Source organism: Agrobacterium fabrum str. C58, assembly GCF_000092025.1.
GTDB lineage: Bacteria > Pseudomonadota > Alphaproteobacteria > Rhizobiales > Rhizobiaceae > Agrobacterium > Agrobacterium fabrum.
On sequence record NC_003063.2, the window covers coordinates 1,793,161 to 1,819,568 of the forward strand.

21 protein-coding genes are annotated in these 26,408 nt (G+C 59.8%); 9 read left to right on the top strand and 12 right to left on the bottom strand.

Annotated features, from left to right (window positions below; translation table 11 throughout):
* Positions 1 to 22 precede the first annotated feature (22 nt).
* A complete protein-coding gene (locus ATU_RS21765; protein WP_010974036.1) occupies positions 23 to 931 on the bottom strand; it encodes a hydrogen peroxide-inducible genes activator in 909 nt (302 codons plus the stop codon).
* 208 nt (positions 932 to 1,139) lie between these two features.
* Between ATU_RS21765 and katG the strand changes: the two genes are divergently transcribed.
* The gene (katG, locus tag ATU_RS21770) at positions 1,140 to 3,311 is read left to right on the top strand and encodes a catalase/peroxidase HPI (protein WP_010974037.1); all 2,172 of its coding nucleotides are present in this window, start codon (positions 1,140 to 1,142) and stop codon (positions 3,309 to 3,311) included.
* 96 nt (positions 3,312 to 3,407) lie between these two features.
* On the opposite strand, the gene ATU_RS26595 is transcribed toward katG, so the two are convergent.
* A complete protein-coding gene (locus ATU_RS26595; RefSeq protein WP_010974038.1) occupies positions 3,408 to 3,584 on the bottom strand; it encodes a hypothetical protein in 177 nt (58 codons plus the stop codon).
* A gap of 122 nt (positions 3,585 to 3,706) precedes the next feature.
* On the bottom strand, positions 3,707 to 4,576 hold the full coding sequence (locus ATU_RS21775; protein WP_010974039.1) for an AraC family transcriptional regulator: 870 nt from the start codon (positions 4,574 to 4,576) through the stop codon (positions 3,707 to 3,709).
* Between the two features lie 123 nt (positions 4,577 to 4,699).
* Here ATU_RS21775 and ATU_RS21780 point away from each other — a divergent pair, with 123 nt between their 5' ends.
* A complete protein-coding gene (locus ATU_RS21780; RefSeq protein ID WP_010974040.1) occupies positions 4,700 to 6,151 on the top strand; it encodes an aldehyde dehydrogenase in 1,452 nt (483 codons plus the stop codon).
* A 26-nt stretch (positions 6,152 to 6,177) separates the two neighbouring features.
* On the opposite strand, the gene ATU_RS21785 is transcribed toward ATU_RS21780, so the two are convergent.
* Positions 6,178 to 7,074 carry a choline sulfate utilization transcriptional regulator gene (locus ATU_RS21785; protein WP_010974041.1) on the bottom strand — a complete coding sequence of 299 codons (897 nt, stop codon included), beginning with the start codon at positions 7,072 to 7,074 and terminating at the stop codon, positions 6,178 to 6,180.
* Positions 7,075 to 7,168: 94 nt separating this feature from the next.
* Between ATU_RS21785 and choX the strand changes: the two genes are divergently transcribed.
* Positions 7,169 to 8,122: a choline ABC transporter substrate-binding protein gene (choX, locus tag ATU_RS21790; protein ID WP_010974042.1), complete on the top strand. Its 954-nt coding sequence runs from the start codon at positions 7,169 to 7,171 to the stop codon at positions 8,120 to 8,122.
* Positions 8,123 to 8,136: 14 nt separating this feature from the next.
* Complete coding sequence (betC, locus tag ATU_RS21795) at positions 8,137 to 9,648, top strand: choline-sulfatase (RefSeq protein WP_010974043.1); 1,512 nt, start codon at positions 8,137 to 8,139, stop codon at positions 9,646 to 9,648.
* A gap of 15 nt (positions 9,649 to 9,663) precedes the next feature.
* Here betC and ATU_RS21800 read toward each other — a convergent pair whose 3' ends face one another.
* The 6 genes from ATU_RS21800 to ATU_RS21825 are packed head-to-tail and all read right to left on the bottom strand — an operon-like array spanning position 9,664 to position 16,176.
* Positions 9,664 to 10,557, bottom strand: coding sequence for a carbohydrate kinase family protein (locus ATU_RS21800; protein ID WP_010974044.1), 894 nt, complete (start codon positions 10,555 to 10,557; stop codon positions 9,664 to 9,666).
* Positions 10,554 to 11,594: an ABC transporter ATP-binding protein gene (locus ATU_RS21805; protein ID WP_010974045.1), complete on the bottom strand. Its 1,041-nt coding sequence runs from the start codon at positions 11,592 to 11,594 to the stop codon at positions 10,554 to 10,556. The genes ATU_RS21800 and ATU_RS21805 overlap by 4 nt, the downstream gene beginning before the upstream one ends.
* Positions 11,594 to 13,108, bottom strand: coding sequence for an argininosuccinate lyase (argH, locus tag ATU_RS21810; protein ID WP_035257217.1), 1,515 nt, complete (start codon positions 13,106 to 13,108; stop codon positions 11,594 to 11,596). The genes ATU_RS21805 and argH overlap by 1 nt, the downstream gene beginning before the upstream one ends.
* Positions 13,109 to 13,112: 4 nt before the next feature.
* Positions 13,113 to 13,955, bottom strand: a complete 843-nt coding sequence (locus tag ATU_RS21815; protein ID WP_006312430.1) for a carbohydrate ABC transporter permease — start codon at positions 13,953 to 13,955, stop codon at positions 13,113 to 13,115.
* A complete protein-coding gene (locus ATU_RS21820; RefSeq protein WP_010974047.1) occupies positions 13,952 to 14,893 on the bottom strand; it encodes a carbohydrate ABC transporter permease in 942 nt (313 codons plus the stop codon). The genes ATU_RS21815 and ATU_RS21820 overlap by 4 nt, the downstream gene beginning before the upstream one ends.
* A gap of 17 nt (positions 14,894 to 14,910) precedes the next feature.
* Positions 14,911 to 16,176, bottom strand: a complete 1,266-nt coding sequence (locus tag ATU_RS21825; protein ID WP_010974048.1) for an extracellular solute-binding protein — start codon at positions 16,174 to 16,176, stop codon at positions 14,911 to 14,913.
* 246 nt (positions 16,177 to 16,422) lie between these two features.
* On the opposite strand from ATU_RS21825, the gene ATU_RS21830 reads away from it, so the two are divergent.
* Genes ATU_RS21830 through ATU_RS21840 form a run of 3 tightly spaced genes read left to right on the top strand, consistent with a single transcriptional unit; the run spans position 16,423 to position 20,979 of the window.
* Positions 16,423 to 17,649, top strand: a complete 1,227-nt coding sequence (locus ATU_RS21830; protein WP_010974049.1) for an ROK family transcriptional regulator — start codon at positions 16,423 to 16,425, stop codon at positions 17,647 to 17,649.
* Positions 17,650 to 17,668: 19 nt separating this feature from the next.
* Entirely contained in the window at positions 17,669 to 20,071 is a 2,403-nt protein-coding gene (locus tag ATU_RS21835) for a PIG-L family deacetylase (protein ID WP_010974050.1), read from the top strand.
* Entirely contained in the window at positions 20,068 to 20,979 is a 912-nt protein-coding gene (locus ATU_RS21840; protein ID WP_010974051.1) for a DMT family transporter, read from the top strand. Before ATU_RS21835 ends, ATU_RS21840 begins: the two co-directional genes overlap by 4 nt.
* Positions 20,980 to 20,988: 9 nt before the next feature.
* Here ATU_RS21840 and ATU_RS21845 read toward each other — a convergent pair whose 3' ends face one another.
* Together ATU_RS21845 and ATU_RS21850 are read right to left on the bottom strand one after the other, a co-directional pair.
* Positions 20,989 to 21,450, bottom strand: coding sequence for a hypothetical protein (locus ATU_RS21845; protein WP_035257209.1), 462 nt, complete (start codon positions 21,448 to 21,450; stop codon positions 20,989 to 20,991).
* Positions 21,451 to 21,526: 76 nt separating this feature from the next.
* Entirely contained in the window at positions 21,527 to 22,414 is an 888-nt protein-coding gene (locus tag ATU_RS21850; RefSeq protein WP_010974053.1) for an AraC family transcriptional regulator, read from the bottom strand.
* A gap of 197 nt (positions 22,415 to 22,611) precedes the next feature.
* Between ATU_RS21850 and melA the strand changes: the two genes are divergently transcribed.
* A complete protein-coding gene (gene melA, locus ATU_RS21855; RefSeq protein WP_010974054.1) occupies positions 22,612 to 24,078 on the top strand; it encodes an alpha-glucosidase/alpha-galactosidase in 1,467 nt (488 codons plus the stop codon).
* A 104-nt stretch (positions 24,079 to 24,182) separates the two neighbouring features.
* On the top strand, positions 24,183 to 26,270 hold the full coding sequence (locus ATU_RS21860; protein WP_010974055.1) for an ABC transporter substrate-binding protein: 2,088 nt from the start codon (positions 24,183 to 24,185) through the stop codon (positions 26,268 to 26,270).
* Positions 26,271 to 26,408: the final 138 nt, after the last annotated feature.

Genomic DNA, 26,408 nt, shown 5'->3' on the forward strand with positions numbered 1-26,408 from the left:
CGCGATCATCCGGCCGAAGCCATTACGGCGCGAGACCGAGTTTCTGAAGGCCACATTCGCGGACGATCTCGGAAATATGGGCGAACTGCGCCGAAAGCGGATTGCTCTTGCGCCAGACGATGCCGATGGTGCGGGACGGGCGCGGCTCCGCCAGACGGAACACCGAGACGGTGGATAGTCGCGTCTCCATATCGACCGCCATCTGCGGAATAAGCGTGACGCCGATGCCCGCGCCAACCATCTGTACCAGCGTCGACAGCGAACTGCCTTCCATCAGCACGCGCGGCGGCGCATTCGTGGTGCTGCAGAAGGAGAGCGCCTGGTTGCGGAAACAATGGCCTTCTTCCAGAAGCAGCAGGCGCATTTCACCCAGCTTGTCCGCGCTCGGCACCGGCATGCCGGCATCCTCCATCGGCCGTACCAGAATGAATTCTTCCGAAAATAGCGGCACTTCTTCCAGCGCCGGTTCCGAGACGGGCAGCGCGACGATTGCCATGTCGAGCCGGGCTTCGAGAAGGTCTTCGATGAGCTTCTGCGTCACCGCCTCGCGCGGGCGTGCTTCCAGTCCGGGATAGTGCCGCGTTAGTGTCTTGATCACCTGCGGCAGAAGATAGGGTGCGACGGTGGGAATGACACCGATGCGCAGGCGGCCGCTGAGAGGGCCATGCCCTGCGCGCGCCAGATCCTGCAATTCGTCCACCGAACGCAGGATTGCCCGGGTGCGCTCGGCAAATTCGTCACCAAGCGCCGTCAGCCGGATCTGGCGGCTGCCGCGTTCGACGAGCGGCGCACCGATCAATTCCTCCAGTTCCCGGATCTGCAAGGACAGTGCAGGCTGGGAGATGGCGCAGGCTTCCGCCGCGCGCCCGAAATGGCCGATTTTGGCCAGCGCATCGAAATAACGGAGATGTTTCATGGAGAGGGCAATCATAAGCTCAGCATATCGCAGCCTTTAGAATATACAATTGGAAATTATGGAACCCGGCTGTTAGTCATCTTCATGACAGAAAGAAGCTGTAGCTGTGGATGATCATCGGCATCGCAGCAGGTCGTTTGAGACCTGCCGCTGCCTCTGGCTCGGAATGCTGCACATGTCGAACTGATAATTTGTTTAATTGCTAATCCCATCGGAGGGCGAAATGGACGCAACTTCAAAACCGGCTGGCAAGTGTCCCGTCATGCATGGAGGCAATACGGCCTCCGGCAAATCGGTGACCGAATGGTGGCCGAACGCGCTAAACCTCGACATCCTGCATCAGCACGACACCAAGACCAATCCGCTCGGCACCTCCTTCAACTACCGCGAAGCGCTGAAGACGCTTGATGTCGAAGCCCTCAAGGCCGATCTGCGCGCGCTTATGACCGACAGCCAGGAATGGTGGCCGGCCGACTGGGGCAGTTATGTCGGCATGATGGCCCGTGTTACCTGGCATGCCGCCGGTTCCTATCGTGTCACAGACGGTCGCGGCGGCGCCAATACCGGCAACCAGCGTTTTGCACCGCTCAATTCCTGGCCGGACAACGTCAACACCGACAAGGGCCGCCGCCTGCTGTGGCCGATCAAGAAGAAATACGGCAACAAGATTTCCTGGGCCGACCTTATCGCGCTCGCCGGCACGATCGCCTATGACGTCGCGGGTCTGAAGACCTTCGGCTTCGCCTTCGGCCGCGAAGACATCTGGGCGCCGGAAAAGGACACCTATTGGGGTGACGAAAAGGAATGGCTGGCGCCGAGCGACGGCCGTTATGGCGACGTGAGCAAGCCCGAGACGCTGGAAAACCCGCTTGCCGCCGTGCAGATGGGCCTGATCTACGTCAACCCGGAAGGTGTCAACGGCAAGTCCGATCCGCTGGCGACGGCGGCGCAGATGCGCGAAACCTTTGCCCGCATGGGGATGGATGACGAGGAAACCGTTGCCCTGACGGCCGGCGGCCACACCATCGGCAAGTCCCATGGCAATGGCAGTGCTGCCAATCTCAGCCCCGATCCGGAAGCTGCTGGCCCGGAATATCAGGGTCTCGGCTGGATCAATACCAAGGGCCGCGGCATTGGCCGTGACACCGTGGTGTCGGGTATCGAAGGCGCATGGACAAGCGAACCAACCAAGTGGGACAACGGCTTCTTCGACATGCTGTTCAAGCACGAGTGGACCCTGACGCACAGCCCCGCGGGTGCATCGCAATGGGCGCCGATTACCATCGCCGAAGAAGACAAGCCTGTTGATGTCGAGGATGCGTCGATCCGCACCATCCCGATGATGACCGACGCCGACATGGCCCTGAAGGTCGATCCGATCTACCGCGAGATTTCGCTGAAGTTCAAGGACGATCAGGACCATTTCTCTGATGTCTTCGCCCGCGCCTGGTTCAAGCTGACGCATCGCGACATGGGGCCGAAGTCCCGTTACGTCGGCCCGGATGTTCCGGCTGAAGACCTGATCTGGCAGGATCCGATCCCGGCAGGCTCCACGAGCTACGATGTCGCTGCCGTCAAGGCTAAGATCGCTGCCTCCGGCCTTTCTGTCGCCGATCTGGTTTCAACCGCATGGGACAGTGCCCGCACCTTCCGTGGTTCGGACAAGCGCGGCGGCGCCAATGGCGCGCGTATTCGTCTCGCACCGCAGAAGGATTGGGAAGGCAATGAGCCCGCCCGTCTTTCCCGCGTGCTTTCGGTTCTGGAGCCGATTGCCCGCGAAACCGGTGCAAGCATCGCCGATGTGATCGTTCTGGCTGGCAATTACGGCGTGGAGCAGGCGGCGAAAGCGGCTGGTTTCGATATCGCCGTGCCCTTCGCGGCCGGTCGTGGTGACGCTTCCGCCGAGCAGACGGATGCCGACAGCTTTGCGCCGCTTGAGCCGCTGGCGGATGGTTTCCGCAACTGGGTGAAGAAGGACTATGTCGTCAGCCCCGAAGAGCTGCTGCTCGATCGGGCACAGCTTCTTGGCCTCACCGCGCCGGAACTCACCGTCCTCATCGGCGGCCTGCGCGTCATCGGCGCCAATTACGGCGGTGCGGCGCATGGCGTCTTCACCGATAAGCCGGGGGCGCTTACAACGGACTTCTTCACGACGTTGACGGACATGGCCTATTCCTGGGTCCCGACCGGCAACAATCTCTATGAGATCCGTGATCGCAAGACCGGCGCAGCCAGATATTCGGCAACCCGCGTCGATCTCGTGATCGGCTCCAACTCCATCCTGCGCGCTTATGCGGAAGTTTATGCGCAGGACGACAACAGGGAAAAATTCGCCCGCGACTTCATTGCCGCCTGGACGAAGGTGATGAACGCCGACCGTTTCGATCTGATCTGAGCGGAAGCGATTAGCCGAAAAGACAACACCTCCCCGAGCGATCGGGGAGGTGTTTTTGTGGCGGCTTCCTCTCGATGACGGAGGCCCCATATTCATTCAACGGCGGTCGGAAGACGGAACCTGCCGCTCGGGTGACGACTTTTCAGTTGGTCCAGCAGGCGTCTTGCCACTCTTCTCGTTTTCATGCGCATCCGGGCCAGCGACAATCACGCCACGGCCCTGTTCTTCACGCTTCTTGTCGGCGAAATCGCCCGCTTCCTTTTTCTCGTTCATCGTTTTCTCCCTTCGCGTTGTTTCGTCCTTCATTCAACGAATGACGAAGAGGTGGGTTCCAGATAGACAATTCCGCAGAGGGCCGAACGCTACCGATTGTGCGCCACGCCATTTGTGAAAACTCAGGGCCAGGCGGCATAGGAAGGCAGAGGAATATCTTGTGCGCGCATCGCCGCTCTGCGGAAGCGGCCGGGAGATTTGCCCTCCTTGCCGGTGAAGAAGCGGTTGAAATAACCTGGATCCTGAAACCCCAAACGAAACGCGATTTCAGCAACTTGCAGGGAAGAGTTCAGAAGAAGATCGTGTGCTTCCGAAAGCAGTTCGCGATGAATGTAGGCTTGTGGTGAGAGGCCCGTCGCGTTTTTGATAATCGAGCCCAGCCGGTCGCGGCTGATGCCGAGGTCGCGGGCATAGTCGTCAACGCTCCAATGCTCGCATTTGTGTTGCGCGACCAGCAGAACAAAACGTTCCGTCATGCCCGATGGCAGGGAAACCGCACCGATTTCCGTTGTGGCATGCTGGCATATGCGGATCAGCGTGACGGAAAGAAGGTTGGTAATGATCGTTTCGGTGGCTGCCGTCGGTTTGAGGTTTTCATTGGCGATGGTCTCCAGATAACCCGCCAGCTCCGCATGATCCTTCTCCGCAAGTGTCTCTGTAAGGACACGTTGCAGGCCATTGCGAAGGATGATTGCGCTTGTCCCTGTCGGCATCGCATGCGCAAGGCCGATCTCGGTGGTGGACAATAGCGAGGCCCGGCTTCCCGCCTCCAGCCGCAGACGGCTTGCGTGGCCAGCCGGCAACCAGGCCAATCCCGGTGCGGGCAGGGTAATGGCTTCACCGTCGCCAATAACTTGCGCATGGCCGGCGGCGAGCAGGATAAGGTGGGCATTAACTGGGCTGAGTTTCACCTCGCTCACCCGCAGCGACGAATTTAATATCCGCGCCAACGTGGCCTGGCCGTTGCCGGCATTGTGATTTTGAAACGCCATTCATCCCTCAAAAGTACAATAACGAGCCATACTAGTGCATTTTATCAGAGGCTGTCGTTGCTAAACTTCGCTCATAACGGGCGGAAGACCTTGAGGAGAAGGTCGCCCGACAGGAGGAGACATATGCAGACTGTAAATCTTTTCATCGGCGGCGATCATTGCGCGGCCGCGAACGGCAAGCGCTTCGAACGGAACAACCCGATCACCGGCGATGCCGTAACGAGTGCCGCCGCCGCTTCGGTTGAAGATGCGACGAACGCGGCCGATGCTGCCGCTGCCGCTTTCCCGAAATGGTCCGCCACCACGCCCGGTGAACGCCGCCGCCACCTGCTTGCGGCTGCCGAGGCGCTGCGCGCGGCGGGCCCGCAAATCATTCAGGCGATGATGGAGGAGATCGGCGCGACGGAGGCCTGGGCCGGTTTTAACGTCATGCTCGCCAGCGATATGCTGGTGGAGGCGGCCAGTCTAACCACGCACATCACGGGCGAAGTCATCCCATCGAACCGCCCGGGAACCATGGCCATGGCGCTCCGTCAGCCGGCAGGGGTCGTGCTGTCGATGGCGCCGTGGAACGCGCCGGTCATTCTCGGCGTGCGCTCCATCGCCACCCCGCTTGCCTGCGGCAATACGGTTGTCATGAAGACCTCGGAACTTTGCCCGCGGACCCACGCCCTGATCATCGAAGCGGTTGCCTCCGCAGGACTGCCGAAAGGCGTGCTGAACGCCATTTCCAACGCGCCGGACGATGCGGCGAAGATCGTTGAAACGCTGATTGCCCATCCGGCGGTCAGAAGGGTGAACTTCACTGGCTCCACCCGTGTCGGCCGCGTCATTGCGGAAACGGCGGGCCGCTACCTCAAACCCGCCCTGCTGGAGCTTGGCGGTAAGGCGCCCTTCATCGTGCTTGACGATGCCGATATCGACGCGGCGGTCGCTGCCGCTGCATTCGGCGCCTACATGAACCAAGGGCAGATCTGCATGTCAACCGAGCGTATCATCGTGCTTGACAGCATTGCCGATACATTCGTCGAAGCTTTCGCGAAAAAGGCCGCCAGCCTGACGGCGGGCGATCCGCGCGAGGGCAAGACACCGCTCGGCTCACTGGTCAGTGCCGAAGCAGCCTCGCGTATCCGGGTGCTGGTCGATGACGCCGTCTCCAAGGGTGCAAGGCGGGTTGCCGGTGGCGGTGGCGATGGCACGATGCTTGACGCGATCGCCGTCGATGGCGTCACCCCGGCCATGCGGCTTTATTCGGAGGAGAGCTTCGGCCCGGTCGTATCCATCATCCGGGCCGGCAGCATCGATGAGGCCGTGAGCATCGCCAATGAAAGCGAATTCGGTCTTTCCGCCGCCGTTTTCGGCAGGGACCAGGCGCGGGCGCTTTCCGTTGCCGCGCGGATTGAAAGCGGCATTTGCCATGTCAACGGCCCGACCGTTCATGATGAGGCCCAGTTGCCCTTCGGCGGGGTCAAGGCTTCCGGTTATGGCCGTTTCGGCGGCACAGCGGGTATCGCCGAATTCACCGAATTGCGCTGGGTCACGCTGCAGGACGGGCCGCTTCACTACCCGATCTGAACGTCCTGATACCTTGGCGGGCGGCGTCATCGCCGCTCGTCGATCAGCCAGGAGGTGAGTTTTCTCACCGCATTGTCACTGTTCTTGGGCCGCATCAGCCAATAACCGCGCCCCGGTGCATCAAGGCTCGGACCCGCCGTTACCAGCACGCCGGCCTCAAGCAGGGGATCGACGAGCCCGGCCCATCCAAGCGCGAAACCCTGTTCGCCGATGGTTGCCTGCACCACCATGGTGTAATTGTTGAAGCTGATGTCGCCACCATCGTGGTCGGCGCCTCTCTGCACGCCGAAATGCTTGAAATAAGCCGCCCAGTCGAACCAGTGCGCCTGTGAGGTGTTTTCGAGATGGATAAGCTTGCGTCGCGAAAAATCCGCGATGGACGTGGGTGTAGGGGTTTCGGCGAGCAGGGCAGGTGAGCAGACCGGCGTCACCTTTTCCGAAAGCAGCAACACCGCCCCGTCGCCCGCTTCCTGCCGCGTACCGAAGATGATCATCACGTCGCTATCGTGTTTGCCCTGTCCCAGCGGATCCTGTGTGGCGACGATCTGGATATTGATGTCGGGATTCAGCACACGAAACCCATGCATGCGCGGAATGAGCCATAATGACGAAAAGGCGTAGTCCGTGTGCAGGCGGATGGTCTGCCGCTCTTCCGTCCGGCGAAGCTGCTGCGCCAAAAGGTCGATGGCGTCGACATTGCGCGAAACGATCTCGAACAGCCGCTGTCCCTCTGCCGTCAGTTCGATGCCGCGATGCTTGCGGCGAATGAGCGCGACGCCGAGTTCCTCCTCCAGCCTGCGGATCTGATAGCTGACGGCTGGCTGGGTCAGCCGCATCGACGCCGCCGCTGCCGTCAGGCTGCCGCGACGGGCAACCTCGGTGAAAATGCGCATCCAGCCAAGATCGAGCGGTCGCTCTGACATTAAAATTCCTTATATCAACCATCGAAAAATACCCGCTTCACAGGCAAAAACAATGTGGTGTTCAATAAACTGGACTAATAAAAGGGGAGCCGCAATGAAATCCGTTTCTCATCTGCATCGCATCGCCGCCGGTCTCATTCTGTCCGTGGCAGCCTTCTCCACCCCGCTTCAGGCGGCCGACGACGCGGCCTGCAGGACGATTCGTCTCAGCGATCCCGGCTGGACAGACATTACCGCGACCAATGGCGTCGCCTCCGTCCTGCTCGATGCGCTGGGCTATGAAGCCGACGTCAAGACGCTGTCGGTGCCGATCGGATATCAGGCAATGAAAAACGGCGAGATCGACGTTTTCCTCGGCAACTGGATGCCGGCGCAGAAATCCTTCGTCGACGACCTGAACGCCGCCAAGGCGGCCGAGGTGATGACGAAGAACCTTGAAGGGGCAAAGTTCACGCTGGCGGTGCCGGCCTATATGGCGGAAAAGGGCGTCAAGGATTTCGCCGATCTCGCCAAACACGCCGATGAATTCGAAAGCAAGATTTACGGCATCGAGCCGGGCGCGCCCGCCAACCAGAATATCCAGAAGATCATAGACGCCAATGATTTTGGCCTGAAAGGCTGGCAGCTCGTCGAATCCGGTGAACAGGCCATGTTGGCGCAGGTGGAGCGGGCGGGCAGGGACAAGAAGGCGGTGGTTTTCCTCGCTTGGGCGCCGCATCCGATGAACGAGAAGATCGATATCGCCTATCTCTCCGGCGGTGACGCCTATTTCGGCCCGAACTTCGGCGGCGCGGAAGTCTATACGCTCGCCCGCACCGGCTGGCCGCAGCAATGCCCGAATGCGGCGACGCTGTTCAAGAACCTGAAGTTCGATATCGGCATGGAAAACAGCCTTATGGGTTCCATTCTCGGTGGCGAGGATTCCAAGGCGGCGGCAGCGGCCTGGCTGAAAGCCAATCCGAAAGCGCTGGATGGCTGGCTGCAGGGCGTGACAACGCTCGATGGCAAGCCGGGTGCGGATGCCGTCAAAGGCAAGCTTGGTCTCTAAGCCGGAAAGTCGAAATGCCGCGTCCCAATATCCTGATCCTGATGGCCGACCAGTTCAACGGGACGTTTTTTCCCGATGGTCCGGCCGATTTTCTCCACGCGCCACATCTGAAAGCATTGGCGGAGCGGTCTGTCCGCTTCGCCAATACCTATACGGCAAGCCCGCTTTGCGCGCCGGCCCGTGCGTCCTTCATGTCCGGGCAATTGCCGAGCCGGACGCGGGTCTATGACAATGCCGCCGAATTCGCCTCCGATATCCCGACCTACGCTCATCATCTACGGGCGGCGGGTTATTACACCGGTCTTTCGGGTAAGATGCATTTTGTCGGGCCCGATCAACTGCATGGCTTCGAGGAGCGCCTGACGACGGATATCTATCCCGCCGATTTCGGCTGGACACCCGACTATACCAAGCCGGGTGAGCGGATCGACTGGTGGTATCACAATCTTGGTTCGGTGACTGGCGCGGGTGTCGCCGAAATCACCAATCAGATGGAGTATGACGACGAGGTGGCCTATCACGCCACCCGCAAGCTTTATGACCTGTCGCGCCGTCTCGATGACCGGCCGTGGTGCCTGACGGTCAGCTTCACCCATCCGCACGACCCCTATGTGGCGAGGCGCAAGTTCTGGGATCTATACGAGGATTGCGCCGCGCTTGATCCGCAGTCGAAGGCGATTGCCTTCGAGGAGCAGGACCCGCATTCCAAGCGGCTGCTGGAAGCTTGTGATCATGAGGCATTCGAGATCACAGGCGAGCAGATACGCCGGGCACGGCGTGGTTATTTCGCCAATATCTCCTATATCGACGAAAAGATCGGCGAAATCCTCGACGTCCTGAACGCGACGCGGATGGAGGACACGATCATTCTCTTCCTGTCCGATCATGGCGACATGCTGGGTGAGCGTGGCCTATGGTTCAAGATGTGTTTCTTCGAGGGCTCCGCCCGCGTGCCGCTGATGATCGCCGCACCCGGCTGGCAGCCGGCTTTGATCGATGCCCCTGTCTCGACACTCGATGTAACGCCAACGCTGTGTGGGCTTGCCGGGCTAGATATCACCTCGCTCAAACGCTGGACCGATGGCGAAGATCTTGCGGCGCTGGCCGCGGGAACCGGCGGGCGCGGCCCGGTGCCGATGGAATATGCCGCTGAAGGCTCCATCACGCCGCTCGTCGCCATCCGTGACGGCCGCTACAAGCTGTCGGTCTGCGAGGCCGATCCGCCGCTGCTTTACGATCTTGAGACTGATCCGCAAGAGCTCACCAATCTTGCCCACGATCCCGCTTTCAGCGATGTGCTCTCATCGCTTTCGGCAGAGATGGGTCGGCGTTGGCAATTGCCGGTGTTCGACGCCGCCGTTCGCGAAAGTCAGGCGCGGCGGTGGGTGGTCTACAAGGCGCTGCGCAACGGCGCCTATTATCCGTGGGATTACCAGCCTCTGCAAAAGGCCTCGGAACGCTACATGCGCAACCACATGGACCTCAACGTGCTGGAGGAAAACCAGCGTTTTCCGCGCGGGGAATGAAACGGCCAGGATGCCTCAAGCGGCGGCGGTCACCCTCGGTGCACCGCCTGCCGCCTGTACGGCAAGACTGCCCGCAGCGATCCCTGCTTTGAGACACTGCTGTTCGTCCTGCCGCTGAAGCCAGGCATCCAGAAAACCGGCATTAAAGGCATCGCCTGCGCCAGTTGTGTCGATGACCGGGACTTTTTGGGCCGCTCTATGGTGAAGCCCGGCCGCAGAAGATACCCATGCACCTTCCGCACCACCTTTGAGCGCGACGATGGGAAAAGCCTCCGCCAGTGTCCTGATGGCCGCTTCCGGTTCTGAACGTCCCGTGATCGCTTCCGCCTCCTCGAGATTGGGCAAAAACACGTCGACACCGGCACAGGCCTTGAGCAGGCCTTTGTCGTAGATCAGCGCTGCATCCCAGCTCGGATCGAGCGAAACGGACAATCCGCTTGCCTTGGCGCGTGAGACCAGATCGGGAATCTCTTGCAGAGTAGCGAATTCGGCGATGTGCAGATGCCGTGCCTTGTCCCAAGCAAAGGCGGCATCCAGCGTCGAAGGCCGGGCGGCACCGGCGCGGCGTGTCAAAAACGCCCGGTCCTGACCGACCACGGTTGCTACCGTGACTTGAGGTCCGGCATCTGTTGCATGTTCCAGAAACTGCAGGTCCACACCACTTTGTGCCATTTTCTCACCGATATCGCGCGAAAACGTGTCGGTGCCGAGCCTTGCCAGCAGCGCAACGGGGCGGCCGATATGGGCGAAATGTGCGGCGGCAATGAAGGCTCCGCCGCCGGCGGCAATTTCCATGTCGCGGGCAAACAGTTCCCGACCGAGCACCGGCAATTCCTCGAGCCCGGTGAAGATGAGGTCGCAATAGATCCGGCCGATGCTGATGACGGCTGTTTTTTCTGTTGTCATCATGCGCGGCCCAGAAGCTTTTCCGTCTTCGCATCGAAAAGATAGAGCGCGCCTGCCTCCGCCTGGCATTGCAACCGGCTGCCGACAGCGGGAATGGATTTCCCCCTCGCCGTGGCGATCACGGACGTCGTGTCGGTATCCAGATGAACCAGCGTTTCCGGGCCGAGGGGCTCGACGGCGGTTACGGTTCCCTCAAGCGTAAATACTCCCTGCTGGGCTTGGCTTTCACCAACCAGCAGGTCATGCGGACGAACACCGACCAGAAGGTCGCCCGCGGCGGAGGGGGCGACGCTGTTGGTTGTTCTTGAACCCCGCAGCAGGTTCATGGAAGGACTGCCGATGAAGCGGGCGGTGAAAATATCGACAGGCGTTTCGTAAAGCTCCGTCGGTGTGCCGACCTGGAGAATATGACCATCCTTCATCACTACGATACGGTCAGCCATGGTCATGGCTTCCACCTGATCATGGGTGACGTAGACGGTTGTCGTCTTAAGACGTTGGTGCAAGCGCTTGATTTCAATGCGCATCTGTGAACGCAACTGAGCGTCGAGATTGGACAGCGGCTCATCGAACAGGAAGGCGGCGGGATCACGCACCATGGCGCGGCCGATGGCGACACGCTGGCGCTGGCCGCCCGACAGGGCCGCGGGACGGCGGTCGAGCAGGGCCTCAAGCCCCAGCACCCGGCCTGCCTCTTCGATGCGCCGGTTCTTTTCCGTCTTGTCGAGTTTTGCGGTGTAAAGCCCGAAGCCAATATTCTGGCGAACCGTCATATGCGGGTAGATTGCATAGTTCTGGAAGACCATGGCGATGTTGCGCTGTTTCGGTTCCTTCTCGTTGACGACGTTTCCGGCGATCTTCAACGTGCCGTCGGAAATCTCTTCCAGCCCGGCGATCATGCGCAGCGTGGTGGATTTTCCGCAGCCGGAGGGTCCGACGAAAACGACGAATTCACCGTCTTCAATGGCCAGGTCTATGCCTTTGACCGCTTCGACCTTGCCGTAGCGCTTCACGAGTTGATTGAGTTCGATTGTCGCCATTATCGCGCTCCCGTCAGGGCGGTGAATTTCTCTGCCAGTTCAGCGGCCTTCGCCGCTTCATGGTTGGTGGATCGTTGTGCCTCAGCCTCAAATGCACCAAGCTTGCCGCGATAGGCTGCAAACGCCTCTCGCATCGGTTCAGGCGCCGGGCCGCCGAAACGGCTGCGCACCGCGACGAAGTGCTCCGGCGAGACGATCTGCCTGAACTTTTCTTCGTCAATGCCGGTCTCGCGTCCTGTCAGTCCACTGAAAGCCCCAAGGAACGGTTGGTAACCGTCATTGGGCAGATCGCCTTTCAGAGCGACAACGCTTTTGGCGACGGTCGCGGCAATTTCATGCGCCTGGCGGAAAGACAGGTCTTCGATGCGGACAAGCGAATCCGCCAGTTCCGTGATGGTGATGCAGGAGCGGCGAATGTTCTGGTCGACCCGTTCAGGGTCGATGCTGATCTGGCCAACGAGGCTGGCGAGAAGATCGAGGACCCGGCCCGCCGAAGCGAAGGCTTCGTAACCCATGCTCTGGGTTTCGCCTTCGCTGTCATTCATGTCGGTAAAGGGCGTGTTGTGCATCACATCGAGCATGGTCCGTGCCCGCCCGAATGTCTGGCTGGCAAGGTGGCGCAGATGTTCGATCGGTACCGGGTTGCGCTTCTGCGGCATGATGGAGGAAATCTGCACCAGCGAATTCGGCACATAGATCTGACCGACTTCGAAACTCGTCCAGAACTGGAAGTCCTGAATGAGCCGGCCGAGATGCAGGAACATCAGCTCGATCGCGCCATAGGTCGCCGTGGTATAGTCGACAGCGGCGATGCAGGAATAGGAATTGCGCAGCGGCGCGGCAAAGCCCAGCAATTCGGCAACGCGGGCTCGATCAATGGGAAAGCCCGAGGTGGTGATGGCAGCAGCACCCATCGGCGAAAGATCGACGATATGGCGGGCCTCGGTAAAACGCTCGATATCGCGGATCAGCACCTCGATGGCGGCGGAAAGGTAGTGGCCGAAGGTGGTGGGCTGGGCCGGCTGCCCATGCGTATAGGCGACAATCAGGGTGGATTGATTGCGCTCGGCGGCATCGATCAGCGCTTTTAAGAGAACGCGCGCCTTGGCGGTGAGCGTGTCGATCTTGTCCTTGAGGCCGATCTTGAACAGGGTGTGATCGATATCGTTGCGCGAACGCGCCGTGTGAAGGCGGCCGGCTACATCGACGCCGATGCGGGCTTTCAGCTCCTTCTCGATCAGGAAGAAGAAATCCTCGACCTCGCCGGTATAAACAAGCTCCGATGGTTCGATGGTCCTGTCGATATCCTCAAGCGCACCGGCGATTTTGGCCGCCGTTTCGGCATCGAGAATGCCGGTCTCGCGCAGCATGACCAGATGGGCGCGGTCTATTCGGCGGAACCCGTCGACATGGTGGTTCTTGGCGCCATCGAAAAGCGGACGCAGCACGGTTTCCTTGTAAACGGGATCGGGAAACTTGCTGGTATCCGACTGGCGCGGGTTGATATCGGCCATGATATTATCCTTTCAGGCCCGCCAGCATCACACCGCGAACGATGTAGCGTTGCAGGACGATGAAGACGATGAGGGTGGGGATGGTCGCAATGGCTGCGCCCGTCATGATCATTTCCCACTGGATTTGCTGTTCCACCGCGAAGCTCGAAAGACCGACCGGCAGGGTGTAGAGTTCCTTGCTTGTCGTGACGATCAGCGGCCAGAAGAAGGCTGTCCAGTTGCCGAGGAAGGTGAAGATCGCGAGTGCGGAGAGCGCCGGCGTCACCAGTGGCAGGGCGACTTTCCACCAGATCTGGAATTCGTTGAGCCCGTCGACGCGTGCCGCCTCGAGGAAGTCGTTCGGAACGGTCTCGAAAAACTGTTTCATCAGGAAGGTGCCGAAGGCCGTCATCATGCCGGGGAACATGATGCCCCAGTAGCTGTCGAGCCAGCCCAGCTGGCTGGACATCAGATACCAGGGAATGACCAGCATTTCCGTCGGTATCATCAGCGTGGAAAGAATGGCGAGGAAGATGAAGTAGCGCCCGCGAAACTCGAATTTCGCCAGGGTATAACCGACCAGACTGTCGAAAAAGCAGTTGGAGACGGTGACGAGAACCGCAACCAGCGTCGAGTTGAAGAACCAGCGCAGGAAACGGCCATCGGCCATCACGGTCATGTAGTTCGCAATTGTCGGTGCCGCGGGAATGAGCCTGAGATCATAGACCTGATCCGCCGTCTTGAACGAGGTCGCGAACATGAACAGCAGCGGCGAAACCATGATCAGGCCGCCAATGAACAGCAGCGTCCAGGCGACGATGCGGCCGGGGCGGATGCGGGCGTGGGAGAGTGGCAAGGCTTCGCTCATTTCTTTTCCCTCAGCACCCAGAGCTGGACCAGCGACACGGCAAGAAGAATGGTGAACAGGACGACCGTCTGCGCAGCGGCATACCCCATTGCATAGGAATTGAACGCGGTCTGGTAGATCATCAGTACCAGCGGTTTGGTGGACCCGAGTGGCCCGCCCGGATCATTGGTGGTCATGTTATAGACCTGGTCGAAAATCCGCAGGAAACCAATCGAGGAAAACACCACGAGGAAAACGGTGGTAGGCTTCAGGAGCGGAAGCGTGATCTTGCGCAGGATCGCCCATTCACCCAGTCCGTCGATGCGGGCGGCTTCGTAAAATGTTGTTGGAATGGCGCGCAGGCCGGCCATGAAGATGATGATCTGGAAGCCGAGCCCCGCCCAGATGGCGGTTACCATGACGGAATAAAGCGCCTGATCGGTGGAGCGGATAAATGGTTGCTGGGGAATGCCGATCATGCCGAGCACGTCGTTGATGATGCCGATGGGCGGCGGCTGATAAAACCAGCGCCAGACCCAGGCCATGGCGGCGGCCGTCGTCAGATAGGGCAGGAAATAAAGCGCGCGGATGAACCCGTGCAGAATGCGCACCCGGTCGAGATAAAAGGCGATGACGAAAGCCAGCACAAGGCTGATCGGCGTGCCGACGATGAGATAGGTGAAGGTGTTTTTGAACACCTTCCAGAATTGCGGGTCCTTGAACAGCTTGACGTAATTGGCGATGCCGATGAACTTTGCCGGCCGCAGCAGATCCCAGTTGGTGAAGGACAGATAGAAAGCCTGCAGCGTCGGGTAAAACCGGATGACGCTGTAAAACAGGATCGGGATCGCCAGAAAGCTCCAGATCCACAAAAGCCGTTTCGTGCGCATGGAAAAGCGATCTCCGAGGGAGCCGCCGGGGCGGCCGGATGCCGCCCCCTGTTGATCTATCGCTGTCATGTCTGAACCTGCGGTTTTCAGGGTTTCGCCGCGTCGATGATTTCCTGCTCGGCCTCGGCGGCCTGTTTGACGGAATCTTCGACCGACTGACCTTCGAGCAGCACCCGGTTGGTCATGTCGATGGCGTTCTGCCGCTGGGCAGCCTCATCCATGAACAGCGTTGTATGGGCATACTCCAGACCCTTCAGGAACGGCGCGTAGATCGGGTCCTTCAGGTTTTCTTCGGTCAGCGCCGCAGAGCGCCGCGCCGGCAGTTCGCCCACGGTCTTCAGCCAGATCGCCATGGCCTCTGGCGAAGAGATATAAGCGAGGAACTTCTTGGAGGCCTCGAGTTCTTCACCCGTGGTCTTGGCGCTGATGCCATTGGCGAAGTAGCTCGCATAGTTGGAGCGGATGTTCTTGTCATTGGTGGGAAGCTCGGTCACGCCCCACTCAAAATCCTTGATGGTGCGGAACGAACCCAGCCGGAAGGTGCCGTCGATGGTCATGCCGGCCTTGCCGGCGCGGAATGCTGCCTGGCCTTCATCCATGAAGCCGACCTGACCGATCTTCTTTTCAAGCTGCAGGCTGGTGTAAAATTTCAGGGCCTGAATACCCGGCTCGCTATTATAGGTCACTTTCTGGTCGTTGTCGGCATAGGGCTCGCCGCCATATTGGCGAATGAGGACTTCACGCCACCACTGGTGGTCCTGGCCGCCCATGTCGAGCGTGGAACCTGCAACTGTCAGGTTTCCGGCGGCGTCGTGCTTGGCGATCTTTTCCGCTGCGGCAACGAATTCATCAAGCGTCTTCGGCGGATTGGCGGCGTCGAGGCCCGCTTCGGTGAAGAGCTTCTTGTTGTAGAACAGCGCCAGCGAGCGAACCGCCGTCGGCAGGCCGTAATAATCGTCGCCGCGTTTCATGGCGCTGACGATCGGGAAGAATTCGCTCTCGATCTTGTCATGGGGGAAGGCATCTTTAGGCAGCGGCTGCAGAATGCCGCCAGCCGCGAACTTGTCCAGCCAGCCATAGAACAGCTGCATCACGTCAGGGCCCTTGCCGGAAAGATTGGCGGCAATGACGCGTGTCTGGTAATCGGCGTAAGGAAAGGTCACCTGCTTGACGGTGATATCAGGATTGGCCTTCTGGAATTCCGCGATCAGCTCATCCATGGCCTTCACGCGTGTGTCGAAGACATATTGCCAATATTCGATTTCAACTGCCTGCGCGGCGTTGAATGCAAATGTGCTGAAACCGGCGACCAAGCCGGCGAACAGAGTTGCCCTGCGCATGTAACCCTCCATTTCCTCCGTCCGGTCTTCCGGATGCGGAGTGATCGTTCCCTTTATCCGCGCTTTCGCGCGCGCTCATTGGCTCGGTTGGTCACGGGAATTTCCGTATCCCACCCCATACGAGCCTGACCCCCGGTCGTTCTCTACGGTTCTCCGAACACGGGCATTTGTCAATAAGATAATTTACTTGAATTATTGTATTGCGCTTATCGTCATTTGGACGTTATGAATTTTCTTAGGGACGGGGAAATGGAAGAGATGACGGTGCACACGGTAGATACCTATCCCGTAGCAATCGGAAAAAATCCTGAGCGCAGCCGCGAGCACAACAGGCGAGTCGTCCTCGACCTTGTGCGCCGGCACGGCTCGCTTGGCCGCGCCCAGATCGCCAAGATCACCCATCTGACAGCCCAGGCAGTCGCCAATATCGTCGATGAGCTGGTGGGTGAGGAATTGCTGAAGGAACTCGGCCGCCGTCGCACCGGCAGGGGCCAGCCGCCGATCCAGTTCGCTGTCAATCCCGACGGCGGCGCGACGATCGGCGTGGAAATCGCCGCTGACCATATGGTCACCGTCGGCCTCGATCTGGCGGGAGTGCTGCGCACCCATCGTGTCACGCCGCTCAAGGATACGACACCGGAAGCCATCCTCAAAACCTTTGCGGCGGAACATGCCGCGGTTGCGAAAAATGTCGGATGCCGACTGCTCGGCACCGGCGTCGTCATGCCCGGCCCTTTCGAGATCGATGGCATGACCTCCGTCGGACCGACGACACTTTCCGGTTGGGTGGGTATCGATGCCCGGCAGATGCTGAGCGAGGCCTGCGGCCAGCAGGTCGTGGTGGAAAACGATGCGACGGCCGCCGCCGTCGGCGAACGCCTGTTCGGTGCGGGACTGGCGATCCCGAATTTCTGCATGATCTATTTCGGCGTCGGTATCGGTCTCGGCATCATTCAGGATGGCGCGCCCTATCGCGGCGCGTTCGGAAATGCCGGCGAAATCGGCCATGTCACCGTTTCACCGAAGGGCAGGCTTTGCCCCTCCTGCGGGCAGAGAGGGTGTCTCGAAGCTTACGCCTCCGCTTACGTGCTGAAGGAAAAACTTCGGCACGTCGGTGTTGCCGATACGGAGCTTGACGATCTCGAAGCCCTGTTCAAGGCCGGCCATCCTGTCGTGATGGAGTGGATCGACGAGGCCGCGGCCCATCTGGCGCCCATGGTTGCGATGCTGGAAAACATTCTCGATCCGCAGACGGTCATTCTCGGCGGCGCACTGCCTGAAGCCATCATCAGTGAGATCATTCAGCGCATGGGGCATCTGCCGACTTCAGTCGCAAGCCGCAGGCAGCGGGAACTGCCGCGCGTCATGCACGGCAAATCCGGACAGTTGACGGCAGCGCTCGGCGCTGCCGCCTTGCCGCTGTTCGACATCGTCACACCAAAACTCGAGACGTCCTCGGGTGCCGCAACGCAGGTGCCCGGCTGAATATTGGAGGAGACCGCCCATGCTTAACCCCCGGGAGCGCATCGAACGGCAGATGGCCGATCCATGGCTCATTCGCCTGCACCGCAAGCTGAGCGCGCTGAAATCCACCGTCACCGTCATGCATACTGGCGCGCATCCCGACGATGAGCAGAACGGGCTTCTCGCCTATTTCCGCACGGAACTGGGCATGCGAACCATCATTGCTTGCTCGACGCGTGGCGAGGGCGGGCAGAATGCGCTGGGTCCGGAGCGGCTCGGCGCGCTCGGCGTCATCCGCTCGCGGGAGCTGGAGGAGGCCGCGCGTGTCATCGATGCCGACATCAGCTGGCTCGGCCATGGCCCGGCGGATATCATCCACGATTTTGGTTTCTCCAAGGATGGCGACCAGACTTTTGGGCGCTGGGGCCAGAACCGCATTGTCGAAAGACTAGTGCGCGCCTATCGCAAGGAACGGCCGGATATCGTCATCCCGACCTTTCTCGACGTGCCGGGGCAGCACGGTCACCACCGCGCCATGACGCGCGCGGCGAAAAGCGCGATCACGCTGGCCGCCGATCCTTCGGCTTATCCGGAGCATTTTTCCGAGGGGCTCAAACCGTGGCAGGTGGCGAAGTTCTATCTGCCGGCATGGTCGGGCGGGGGCGATACCTATGACGACGAAATACCGCCGCCGGAAACAACGCTGACAGTGAACGCGCTGGGCAAGGAACAGGCGACCGGTGCGCAATATGACCGCATCGGCGAGTGGTCGCGTTATTACCACGCGTCACAGGGGATGGGCCATTGGCCGAAGCAGGCGCAGGAAGTCTGGCCGCTGCATCTCGAACTTTCCAGCGGTGCAGGTGGCGAGGAAGGATCGATCTTAGACAATCTGCCGTCTTCCCTTGCCGACCTTGCCACTTTCCCGGGACTGGATGCCGAATTGGCCAATGCGCTGGCGGAGGCGGAACGAGCTATCACCGAGGCAATCTCGGCCTTTCCCGACAGAAAGCGGATAACGGTACAACTCCTGAACGCTGCTGCGCTATTGCAGACGGTAGATGAGACCGCGGGCGTGGATTTCAAGGCGTTGCATGGGCACAGGATTGCGCGCAAACGTGCGCAGGTTGATGCTGCCATTCTGACGGCGCTTGATCTTTTCGAGCGCGCCTATGCCGAACCGGCGCAGATCGTTCCCGGTGGAAGGTCGGCCCTTTCTGTGGAGTTGGCCGATAGGGCGGCTGAATTTGAAGTTGAGATCGCCCCGGTCCTGCCTTCAGGTGTTTTGTCGTCGGTTCAGTCGCGTGGCCAGACGCTGGTCTTTTCGCTTGCGGCCGATCAGGATACCCCGGTTTCCGGGCTCTATCAGCCGGACTGGAAAGCAGCGGGCGGCAATGGCCATGCCTCGGTGCGCCTTTCCGCAAAGGTTGAAGACCGTCAGGTTTCCGCCCTCTACGATCTGGAGGAACCGTTTTTTGTGACGCCCGCGCAATCGCTGACGATCTCGCCTGAGGCGCTGCTGGTTCCGCTTGGGCAAGGGCAGGGTGCACAGGGTTTTCAGGTCCACATCAAGGGTGCTGATGCACCGGTTTCGTTCCGCGCTGCCGGTGGCTGGAGCGTGCGCAAGAGTGGTGATGACTGGGTGGCCGAACGCACGGAAGGAACGGCGCTCGGCCTTGCTGAGATTGAAGCGAGCGTCGGTTCACAACCCGCCTTCCAAATCACCCCCATCGCCTATCCCCATATTGGCAGGGCGAGGTTTCTTGCCCCTTCCGTCCTCAAAATCCTCTCGCTGGACCTCAAACTGCCTGAGGGCGCCCGCGTGGGGTATGTTGGTGGCGGTGCCGACAGGGTGGGCCTGTGGCTTGCGCGAATGGGTCTCAATGTCACCGAACTCGATGCACAGGCGCTCGGCGGCGATCTCTCCTCCTTCACCACCATTGTCGTCGGCATATTCGCCTTCGGCATCCGCAGGGATCTCGCCGCAGCAACGGATAAGCTTCATCGTTTCGTGGAGAATGGCGGGCATCTGGTTACGCTCTATCATCGTCCGACGGATGGTTGGAACCCGGAGACAACGCCGGTTCGGCGTCTCGAAATCGGCAAGCCGTCACTGCGCTGGCGAGTGACGGACCCGAAAGCGGAGGTGACGGTTCTTTTGCCCGATCATCCGCTGCTGACAGGCCCCAACGTCATCGATGCCGCCGACTGGACGGGCTGGGACAAGGAGCGCGGGCTCTATTTCGCCTCGCGCTGGGATGATGTCTACGAGCCCTTGCTTGCGATGCATGATGTCGACGAACAGCCGCTGAAGGGCGCGCTGGTTTCCGGTGTCATCGGCAAGGGCCGGCACACCCATACCAGCCTTGTGCTGCATCACCAGATGGACAAGCTTGTGCCGGGGGCGTTCCGCCTGATGGCCAATCTCGTGCAGCCGGCGTGAATGGCGACGGCCAAAGTGAGAAACAGGAAAACCCGCGCGAAACGGATACACGCGCGGGCGTTGGCTGGCTGTTGCTGGACATGACCCTCGTCTCGGGTGGCATGACCGCGCTCGTCAAGGCGCAGGGCGTCACCTATCCCGCGTTCCAGCTCGTCTTTATCAGGGCGATGGTCGGTCTGATCTTCATCCTGCCGCTGATCTGGCGACACAGGGGAGAGATGGTGCGTGTCAAATATCCCTGGCGCAACCTCTTTCGCATCTGCTGCAACGCCATCGCACTCACCAGCAATTTCATCGCCATCACCCTCTTGCCGCTTGCGACCGTCAATGCCGTTGGCTTTTCCCGGCCATTGGTGACGATGGCGATGGCCGTTGCCTTTCTTGGCGAGACTGTGAGCCGTTTTCGCTGGGTGGGGGCTAGTCTTGCATTTGTCGGCGTTCTTGTTGTCATCGGGCCTGATGGCGCGGAGTTTGGCGTCGGCGTGCTTGTCGTTCTGGTGTCGGTGGTGTTCGGCGCGCTGGCGGTGATCCAGACCCGGGCACTGCGGCAGGAGAACACCACCGTCATGATGGTCTTCTACACGGTCGGGTTGGCGGTCATCACCGCCATTCCGGCGATCTGGACGTGGAAGCCGGTGGCCTCATTCGACTGGGTTGCGCTGCTCGGCATCGGATTGTTGGCACAGATGGGGCAATATTGTTTTCTACGGGCCTATCGCATCGCCGATGCCAGCGTTCTTGCACCCGTCGGTTACCTGTCTATCCTGTTCGTCACGGCTGTCGGATATTTCCTGTTTGATGAAGTGCCGGAAAACCGCGTCGTGCTCGGCATTGCCATCATCCTGGTTTCGCTGCAGTCCACCGCACTTGCGGAATATCTTCTGAAGAGGTTGCGACGCAGACGGTGACGGTTATCGCTACTGCGCCAGAAGGCGCAGCCGGATCCAGCTCAGGGCCGAAGCCTTGGCGCGATCGTAAAAGGCACGGGCAAAGCGCACATAACGCATGATCCAGGCCAGCCAGCCATAGGTAAGTAGCTTTTCCCGGCCCGCGTGATAGATGCGCTCCACAATCAGGAAGGTCGAGAGATGGGCAAGGATCGTCAGAGCCACCCCTGACTTGAAAGCGCCATGGGCGATGAGGACGAGACCGACGACCTTCATCGGCTCGGCAATCGCAAAGGGAACGGCAAGACAGAGAAGAATGGCAAGGCGCGGCAGCTGCGCGATCCGGTTTTCCAGCCGCCGGATGAATGTCAGGTTTGATATGGCCCTGATGACCGGCCGGTAGAGCGGGCGGAAAATACCGTCGAGAACGAGGGCGAAAACGATGATTGCCCTGATCGGAAAGATGAGGATCGTCCTGATTTTGCTGTTCACCTCTATCGGTCTCCAAAAACGGCGTAACCGTTCATCCTTAATCGCCTGAAACATGTCAAAACCAAGTCGCATTTCTTTAGCCCTGCCGAATGCTCGCATACATGCCGGTGGTGCGAAATTCGCTGGGATTGATGCCGTAAAGCCTGCGGAAAACCTTCGAGAAATAGTTCGGATCCTCGAAGCCACACAGCACCGAAACCTCCTTGATGGGAATGTTCGCGGCGGTGGTGAGAAGTTTGGCTGCACGCCTGAGCCGCCGCTGCAGGACGAATTCCGCCGGAGGCAGACCTTCGCTCGCCGTGAAGATGCGGGAAAAATGCGCCCGGCTGAGGCCGGCCACCGCCGCAAGGTCGCTCACCGAGAGCCGCTCGCCGAGATGGCTGTCGATATAACTTAGCACCTGTTGCAGGGTGCGATATTCGCCGCCAAAGGAGGGGTGCGAGCCGAAGACATCGTCATAAAGCGTCATCGCCGCCTCATAGGCGACAGCCGAAGCAGCCCCCGGCGTTTCTGCGCCATTGACGAGGCGCGAGCAGCATTCCGCAAGATGATCGACGGTTTCTTGCTGGAGCTTGAGGATCGGGCCGGTGACGGAGAGGATATTGCGGTGAATGCGCAGGGCTTCCTCGCCATTCATGGAAATCCAGAAGAATTCCCATTCCTTTCCGTCTTCCAGCCAGTAACGGTGATTGTGAGGGATCAGCAGCAGCAGGGTTTCACCCGGCCTCACCACATAATGGCGGTTCTCGTAACGCAGGTTGCCCTGTCCGGCGATGCAATATTGCAGGACGGTGAAGGGCGTCTGCCCACGCTTGCGCCCGTCCCAGTCATAATTACCGCCTCGGCGGATTTCATAACCGCTGCTGGTCGGCATGGTGTGTAGCGTCTGGCGGCCGCGCGGCAGCGAGACGGTGCGCATGCCGGGTCCCTGATCGATCAAATCCCGCAGCACAAAATTACCCATGAAAGCATAATCCTTCTCTGGTCCTCTCCCTCTTTATACGCATAATCCCGATCCGAGGAGACAGCCAGCGGGATATTGTTGCTGAAAAATTGGGAAGAGGGCCGGTTTTCCGGGATTCTTACGGGTATTTTTCTGCAGCGCCATTTCACGATCCTTTGGCCCGTTTCACCCGTTCGATTTGCAACAGAGGTGGCGCTATGAGTTTCAAAATCGCTATTATTGGCGCAGGCAGCGTCGGTTTCACGAAAAAACTGTTCACCGATCTCCTGTGCGTGCCGGAATTTCGTGATATCGAAGTCGCGCTGACGGATATCAGCCAGCACAATCTCGATATGATCAAGGCGATCCTCGAAAAGATCGTCGAGGCCAATGGTTTTCCGGTGAAGGTGACAGCGGATACCGATCGCCGCCGGGCGCTGGAGGGGGCGAAATATATCATCAGCTGCGTGCGGGTTGGTGGTCTCGAAGCCTATGCCGACGATATCCGTATTCCGCTGAAATATGGCATCGACCAATGCGTGGGCGATACGATCTGCGCCGGCGGCATACTCTATGGCCAGCGCAACATTCCGGTCATTCTGGATTTCTGCAAGGATATCCGCGAAGTCGCCGCACCAGGCGCAAAATTCCTGAACTATGCCAACCCCATGGCCATGAACACCTGGGCGGCCATCGAATATGGCAAGGTGGATACGGTCGGTCTCTGCCACGGCGTGCAGCACGGCGCGGAACAGATCGCCGAAATTCTCGGTGCGGAATCCCCGTCCGAGCTGGATTACATCTGCTCCGGTATCAACCACCAGACATGGTTCATCGATCTGAGGCTCAACGGCCGCAGAATCGAAAAGGACGAGCTGGTCGCTGCCTTCGAGGCGCATCCGGTCTTTTCGCAGCAGGAAAAGTTGCGCATCGATGTGCTGAAGCGCTTCGGTGTCTATTCGACCGAGAGCAACGGCCATCTCTCCGAATATCTGCCGTGGTATCGCAAACGGCCGGAAGAAATCGCCCGCTGGATCGACATGTCCGACTGGATCCACGGCGAAACCGGCGGTTATTTGCGCCACTCTACCGAAACGCGCAACTGGTTCGAAACCGAGTTTCCGCAATTCCTGGCCTCCGCCGCCAAGCCCATCGAGCCGGCGAAACGCTCTAACGAACATGCGAGCCACATTCTGGAAGCGCTTGAGACCGGGCGTGTCTATCGCGGCCATTTCAACGTCAAGAACAACGGCGTCATCACCAACCTTCCTTCCGACGCGATCATTGAGTCGCCCGGTTTCGTCGATCGTTTCGGCATCAATATGGTGTCGGGCATCACGCTGCCAGAAGCCTGTGCCGCGACCTGCATGGCTTCGATCAATGTGCAGCGCATGTCGGTGCATGCGGCGGTGAGCGGCGATATCGATCTCCTGAAGCTTGCCGTGCTGCATGACCCGCTCGTGGGTGCCGTCGCCACCCCGGAGGAGGTCTGGCAGATGGTGGACGAGATGGTCGTCGCGCAGGCACGCTGGCTGCCGCAATATGCCGATGCCGTGCCGGCTGCCAAGGAGCGGCTGGCGAAATCCACCGTCAAGACGCGTGACTGGGCGGGGGCTGCGCGCCGCAACGTGCGCTCCATCGAGGAATTGCGGGCCGAAAAATCGGCTCTGAAAAAGGCTGTCTGAGGAAAAGCATGAAAAAAGGCCGGCGGCGGAAGGGAGTTCGCCGTCCGGCCATAACGATCACAGAGGGTGGGCGGTCGAAGAGCTGCCATTTGGGAGGAATGACGATGCAACTTCAACGCAAGATCGGTATCATCTCGGCATTGGGCCTTGGTGTTTCGATGATCGCACTCAGTGCGAATGCCTTCGAAACCACCACGCCGCCGGAACCACCGCAATTTCCGGCGGAAGGCAAGATCAACTATGTGGCGCGCGACACGATCCTCGAATTCAAGGCGCTGCCAAGCTACAGCGAACCTGACTGGATCACCGAGAAATTCGAGAAGGCCGGCAAGCTGCCGCCGCTGAAGGAGCGCCTGCCGGAAGAGCCGCTGGTCTACAAGACCGGCAACATGCCTGACGGTGTCGGCGTTTACGGTGACACGATGCGCCATGTCGTTGGCGGCAGGCCCGAGGGCTGGAACTACATTGCCGGCCAGAGCCAGGGCTGGGGCGGCATCGATATCGCCCTTTCCGAATGCCTGACGCGCACTGCGCCGCTCTTCCAGGTGGATGCCAAGGACACCGAACCGCTGCCCAATCTGGCGAAAAGCTGGGAATGGTCTGAAGACGGCCACACGCTGACGATGCATCTCGTCAAGGGCGCGAAATGGTCAGATGGCGAAGCCTTCAACGCCGATGATGTAATGTTCTACTGGGAAGACGCCGTCGTCGATCCAAACGTCTCACCGCTTGGCGGCGGCGCATCGCCCGAGGCTTTCGGTGAGGGAACGACGCTCAAGAAGATCGATGACTATACCGTCGAATGGACCTTCAAGGCGGCTTTCCCCAAGCAATATCTTTACACCATGGCCTATCCGAGCTTCTGCCCCGGGCCGTCGCATATTCTGAAACCCCAGCACCCGAAATATTCCAAGAACACCTATAACCAGTTCAAGAACGCTTTCCCGCCGGAATATATGAACATGCCGGTCATGGGCGCATGGGTGCCGGTGTCATATCGGCCTGATGATCTCATCGTCCTGCGTCGTAATCCCTATTACTGGAAGGTGGATGAGAAGGGCCAGCAGCTGCCCTATTTGAACGAAGTTCACTACAAGCTTTCCACTTGGGCGGACCGCGATGTGCAGGCCGTGGCGGGATCGGGCGATTTCTCCAATCTCGAACAGCCGGAGAATTTCGTCGCGTCGCTGAAACGCGCTGCCGACCCGAATGCGCCGGCCCGCCTTGCCTTCGGGCCGAGGCTCATCGGTTATAATCTGCAGATGAATTTTTCCGCCAATGGCTGGGGCAATCCCGACGAGCGGGGACAAGCGATCCGTGAGCTGAACCGCAACGAGGTGTTCCGTCAAGCCGTCACTTCCGCTCTCGATCGCAAGGCGATTGGTGACTCCCTGGTGAAGGGGCCTTTCACGGCGATCTATCCGGGCGGCATTTCGTCGGGCACCAGCTTTTATGATCGCGCCTCGACGGTCTATTACCCCTTCAACCTTGAGGGTGCCAAGGCGGCGCTCGCCTCGATTGGCCTCAAGGACACCGATGGCGATGGTTTCCTGAATTTCCCCAAGGAAACGCTGGGTGGCCGCAACGTCGAAATTACCCTTCTGGTCAATAATGGCTACGCGACGGACAAGAGCCTTGCGGAAGGCCTCGTCGGCCAGATGGCGAAACTCGGCCTGCGTGTCGTCATCCACAGCCTCGATTCCAACCAGCGTGACGCCGCCCATTATGGCGGGCAGTTCGACTGGCTGGTGCGGCGCAACTCCACCGAGCTTTCCTCCGTGGTGCAGAATACCGAGCAGCTTGCCCCTGTCGGCCCGCGCACCAGCTGGAACCACCGCTCGCCCGAAGGCAAGGAGCTGGATCTGATGCCGTTTGAAAAGGAGATGGCCGACATCGTGCGGAAATTCATCTCCTCGCAGGACAATGCCGAACGGGCGGACCTGATGAAGCAATATCAGAAGGTCTATACGCAGAACCTCTATACGATCGGTCTCACCGAATATCCCGGCGCGCTCATCGTCAACAAGCGGTTCTCGAATGTGCCGCAGGGCACGCCGATCTTCATGTTCAACTGGGCTGAAGACGCCATCATCCGCGAACGCCTGTGGGTGGCTGCCGACAAGCAGGGGAAATACGAACTTTTCCCGCAGCAGCTTCCCGGCAAGCCGGGCGAGGGCGGGCCGATCAACTGAAGCATATCCGGGAAAAGCGGACACTGCTTTTCCTTGCGGAAATGCGAAACTTGAAGAACTCCTCCCGGAGCACACCCGGTACCGGTCGCGCGTGAAGCGCGGCCGGAGACACACGGCCAATCCAAACCGAGGAAGACC

Coding starts and splice junctions, on each gene's coding strand:
- ATU_RS21765 (WP_010974036.1), bottom strand. CDS start 931: ATGATTGCCCTCTCCATGAAACATCTCCGTTATTTCGATGCGCTGGCC.
- katG (WP_010974037.1), top strand. CDS start 1,140: ATGGACGCAACTTCAAAACCGGCTGGCAAGTGTCCCGTCATGCATGGA.
- ATU_RS26595 (WP_010974038.1), bottom strand. CDS start 3,584: ATGAACGAGAAAAAGGAAGCGGGCGATTTCGCCGACAAGAAGCGTGAA.
- ATU_RS21775 (WP_010974039.1), bottom strand. CDS start 4,576: ATGGCGTTTCAAAATCACAATGCCGGCAACGGCCAGGCCACGTTGGCG.
- ATU_RS21780 (WP_010974040.1), top strand. CDS start 4,700: ATGCAGACTGTAAATCTTTTCATCGGCGGCGATCATTGCGCGGCCGCG.
- ATU_RS21785 (WP_010974041.1), bottom strand. CDS start 7,074: ATGTCAGAGCGACCGCTCGATCTTGGCTGGATGCGCATTTTCACCGAG.
- choX (WP_010974042.1), top strand. CDS start 7,169: ATGAAATCCGTTTCTCATCTGCATCGCATCGCCGCCGGTCTCATTCTG.
- betC (WP_010974043.1), top strand. CDS start 8,137: ATGCCGCGTCCCAATATCCTGATCCTGATGGCCGACCAGTTCAACGGG.
- ATU_RS21800 (WP_010974044.1), bottom strand. CDS start 10,557: ATGATGACAACAGAAAAAACAGCCGTCATCAGCATCGGCCGGATCTAT.
- ATU_RS21805 (WP_010974045.1), bottom strand. CDS start 11,594: ATGGCGACAATCGAACTCAATCAACTCGTGAAGCGCTACGGCAAGGTC.
- argH (WP_035257217.1), bottom strand. CDS start 13,108: ATGGCCGATATCAACCCGCGCCAGTCGGATACCAGCAAGTTTCCCGAT.
- ATU_RS21815 (WP_006312430.1), bottom strand. CDS start 13,955: ATGAGCGAAGCCTTGCCACTCTCCCACGCCCGCATCCGCCCCGGCCGC.
- ATU_RS21820 (WP_010974047.1), bottom strand. CDS start 14,893: ATGACAGCGATAGATCAACAGGGGGCGGCATCCGGCCGCCCCGGCGGC.
- ATU_RS21825 (WP_010974048.1), bottom strand. CDS start 16,176: ATGGAGGGTTACATGCGCAGGGCAACTCTGTTCGCCGGCTTGGTCGCC.
- ATU_RS21830 (WP_010974049.1), top strand. CDS start 16,423: ATGACGGTGCACACGGTAGATACCTATCCCGTAGCAATCGGAAAAAAT.
- ATU_RS21835 (WP_010974050.1), top strand. CDS start 17,669: ATGCTTAACCCCCGGGAGCGCATCGAACGGCAGATGGCCGATCCATGG.
- ATU_RS21850 (WP_010974053.1), bottom strand. CDS start 22,414: ATGGGTAATTTTGTGCTGCGGGATTTGATCGATCAGGGACCCGGCATG.
- melA (WP_010974054.1), top strand. CDS start 22,612: ATGAGTTTCAAAATCGCTATTATTGGCGCAGGCAGCGTCGGTTTCACG.
- ATU_RS21860 (WP_010974055.1), top strand. CDS start 24,183: ATGCAACTTCAACGCAAGATCGGTATCATCTCGGCATTGGGCCTTGGT.